Below are 3,162 nucleotides of genomic sequence, written 5' to 3' on the forward strand. Positions count from 1 at the left end.
CCCCGTCGCGGCGGCTGCGTTTTCGTTCCTGTCGGGCGCGATCGTGCTCGGCATTATCTCCGTTACGGTGGTGAAGCTGCAAGGCATCTCGCTCGACTGGAAAGCGCCGGCGCCCTGGCTGTTCGTGGCCGGCGGCATGCTCGGCGGTTTCTATGTCACGCTGTCGACGATCCTGACGCCACGCATAGGTGCTGCCGCGCTGATGGCGTTTCTGGTCGCCGGCCAGTTGCTGGCCGGCATGCTCATCGACCGCGTCGGCTTCCTCGGCGTCGCGGTGCGTGAAATCTCGCTCGGCCGCGTTGCCGGCGCGGTGCTGCTCTTGGCCGGAGCGCTGCTCGTCCGGCTCTACTGATGCGCGTCGATGTCTTTGACTTCGACTTGCCGGAGGAGCGCATCGCGCTCCGCCCGGCGCAGCCGCGTGACAGCGCCAAGATGCTTCTGGTCAAGCCCGGCGAAGGGCTCGAGGACCGGACGGTTGGCGACCTGCCGTCCTTGCTCAGGGCCGGCGACGTGCTGGTGTTCAACGACACCAAAGTCATTCCGGCGCAGCTCAAAGGCATAAGGCGGCGGGGCGAGGCGACGGCGCAGGTCGAAGCCACGCTGCATATGCGCATGGCGCCGGACCGCTGGCTGGCCTTCATGAGGCCGGGCAAGCGCATTGCCGCCGGCGACCGCATCCATTTCGGCCATGACGGCAATTCCTGTTTCCTCGGTCAGCTCGACGCCACGGTGATCGAGAAAGGCGAGGGCGGCGAGGCGCTGCTTGGCTTCGACCTGTCGGGGCCGTTCCTCGACGAGGCGCTGCACGCGGTAGGCCATATTCCGCTGCCGCCCTATATCGCCTCGAAACGCGACGACGACGAACGCGACCGGGCCGATTACCAGACCATCTATGCAAGCGAGGAAGGCGCCGTCGCGGCTCCGACAGCGGGCCTGCATTTCACGCCGGAGCTTTTTGCAGCGCTTGACGCCAAAGGCGTCGAACGCCGCTTCGTCACCTTGCATGTCGGCGCCGGTACGTTCCTGCCGGTCAAGGCGGACGACACCGCCGACCACAAGATGCATGCCGAGACCGGGTCGGTCAGCGAAGCCACTGCGGACGCCCTGAATGCCGCAAGAGCAAGGGGCGGGCGCATCGTTGCTGTCGGCACGACCTCGCTGCGTCTGCTGGAGAGTGCGGCGCGTGAGGACGGTACTCTGGCTGCGTGGTCCGGCCCGACCGATATCTTCATCACGCCCGGCTACTGTTTTCGCACCGCCGACATGCTGATGACCAATTTCCATCTGCCGCGCTCGACTCTGTTCATGCTGGTTTCGGCCTTCAGCGGCCTCGACACGATGCGCGCGGCCTATGCCCATGCGATCGAGAACCGTTACAGATTCTATTCCTATGGCGACGCAAGCCTGCTTTTCCGAGCGGAGACGAGCGATGGACGATGATCTGCAAGCCTTTGACCGCGATGCGCTGATCGCGGAAGTGAAAAAACTGCGCGCCGGCATTCGCCAGCACCGCGATTCCACCGGCCATGAATTGTGCTGGCATCACCCCGATCTGTGGGACCTGCTGCCGGAAAAAACCGAACCATCGATCGCCGTGCCGCCCTGGCCAAAATTCATGCGCGGCTGCATCCACTACCGCCAGTCGCTCGACAAGCAGGCGCCGGACGCCCCGGTCCACGACAAGGAATTCAATGGCTAAGCAGTTCAGCTTCAAGGTTCTGGCAATCGACGGCAAGGCGCGGCGCGGCGTGATCGACATGCCGCGCGGCGAAATCCGCACGCCAGCCTTCATGCCGGTCGGCACCGGCGGTACCGTCAAGACGATGTATATGGACCAGGTGCGCGGCGTCGGCGCCGACATCATCCTTGGCAACACCTACCATCTGATGCTGCGGCCAGGCGCCGAGCGTGTGGCGCGGCTCGGCGGCTTGCATGAATTCGCCCGCTGGCCGCATCCGATCCTGACCGACAGTGGCGGTTTCCAGGTCATGTCGCTGTCGAAGCTGAGAAAGCTGACCGAAAAGGGCGTCACCTTCCGCTCGCATATCGATGGCGCCGCCTACGAGATGTCGCCGGAGCGGTCGATCGAGATTCAGGGGCTGCTCGATTCCGATATCCAGATGCAGCTCGACGAATGCACGGCGCTGCCGGCCGAAATGAAGGAGATCGAGCGCGCCATGGAGCTGTCGCTGCGCTGGGCCGAGCGCTGCAAGACGGCGTTCGGCGACCAGCCGGGCAAGGCGATGTTCGGCATCGTGCAAGGCGGCGACAACGCAGCGCTGCGGGTGCGATCGGCGCAGGCGCTGAGCGCGATGGAGTTGAAGGGCTATGCGGTCGGCGGCCTGGCCGTCGGCGAACCGCAAGCGGTGATGCTCGAGATGCTCGACATCACCTGTCCGGAGCTGCCGGCGGACAAACCGCGCTATCTGATGGGCGTCGGCACGCCTGACGATATCCTGAAGTCGGTGGCGCGCGGCATCGACATGTTCGACTGCGTGATGCCGACACGGGCCGGCCGCCACGGCCTCGCCTATACAAGGCGCGGCAAGGTCAATCTGCGCAACGCCCGCCATGCTGACGATCCGCGCCCACTCGACGAGGAAAGCGACTGCCCGGCCGCCCGTGACTACTCACGCGCCTATCTGCATCATCTGGTGCGCTCGCAGGAAGCGCTCGGCGCCATGCTTTTGACGTGGAACAACCTGTCCTACTACCAGAAACTGATGCAGGACATCCGCGCTGCGATCGAGGCTGGCACCTTCGAGGCGCGCGGCGCCGAAATCACCGAGGGCTGGGCGAGGGGCGATATCCCGTTGCTGTAAGGCCTCAAGTGCTGAGCGAATTCGAGGCGCGCAGGCTGCAGCCGGTGATCTGGAACGTGCCGTCGGGCTGCTGCTGCAGCGTATAGACCGCCTCGTAATCCTTGCCATCGGGGCCGACGATCAGCACCTGCTGGACGATCGAACCCGGACCGGTCTCCTCGACCTTGCCGAAGGAATAAGTCTGCGGCTTGCGCACCGGCGGATAGCCGTTGGTCACCATGTTCATGAAGGCATCGACGGTCGGGAAGATCCGCTTCACATTCGGGGCGGCGAAGCTGTAGGCGGTGGCGCCGTCATTGGCGATGAGGGCCTTTAGCTGACCGTCGATGCCTTCATGAAC

General features: G+C 64.7%; 5 protein-coding genes. 4 read left to right on the plus strand and 1 reads right to left on the minus strand.

The window, feature by feature from the left end:
• From EN994_RS24355 to tgt, 4 genes are all read left to right on the plus strand, one after another.
• Nucleotides 1-352 (plus strand): DMT family transporter (locus tag EN994_RS24355; protein WP_127307861.1); only part of this gene is annotated, 352 nt, incomplete at its 5' end.
• Nucleotides 352-1,440: a tRNA preQ1(34) S-adenosylmethionine ribosyltransferase-isomerase QueA gene (gene queA, locus EN994_RS24360; protein WP_063167941.1), complete on the plus strand. Its 1,089-nt coding sequence runs from the start codon at nt 352-354 to the stop codon at nt 1,438-1,440. The genes EN994_RS24355 and queA, both read left to right, overlap by 1 nt.
• Nucleotides 1,430-1,699, plus strand: a complete 270-nt coding sequence (locus EN994_RS24365) for a hypothetical protein (protein WP_013531822.1) — start codon at nt 1,430-1,432, stop codon at nt 1,697-1,699. The genes queA and EN994_RS24365 overlap by 11 nt, the downstream gene beginning before the upstream one ends.
• The gene (gene tgt, locus EN994_RS24370) at nt 1,692-2,822 is read left to right on the plus strand and encodes a tRNA guanosine(34) transglycosylase Tgt (RefSeq protein ID WP_024503503.1); all 1,131 of its coding nucleotides are present in this window, start codon (nt 1,692-1,694) and stop codon (nt 2,820-2,822) included. Before EN994_RS24365 ends, tgt begins: the two co-directional genes overlap by 8 nt.
• Nucleotides 2,823-2,826: 4 nt before the next feature.
• On the opposite strand, the gene EN994_RS24375 is transcribed toward tgt, so the two are convergent.
• Nucleotides 2,827-3,162 (minus strand): DUF4864 domain-containing protein (locus tag EN994_RS24375; RefSeq protein WP_127307862.1); only part of this gene is annotated, 336 nt, incomplete at its 5' end.

It is taken from the genome of Mesorhizobium sp. M7A.F.Ca.CA.002.09.1.1 (genome assembly GCF_003998555.1).
GTDB classification, from domain to species: Bacteria; Pseudomonadota; Alphaproteobacteria; order Rhizobiales; family Rhizobiaceae; genus Mesorhizobium; species Mesorhizobium ciceri.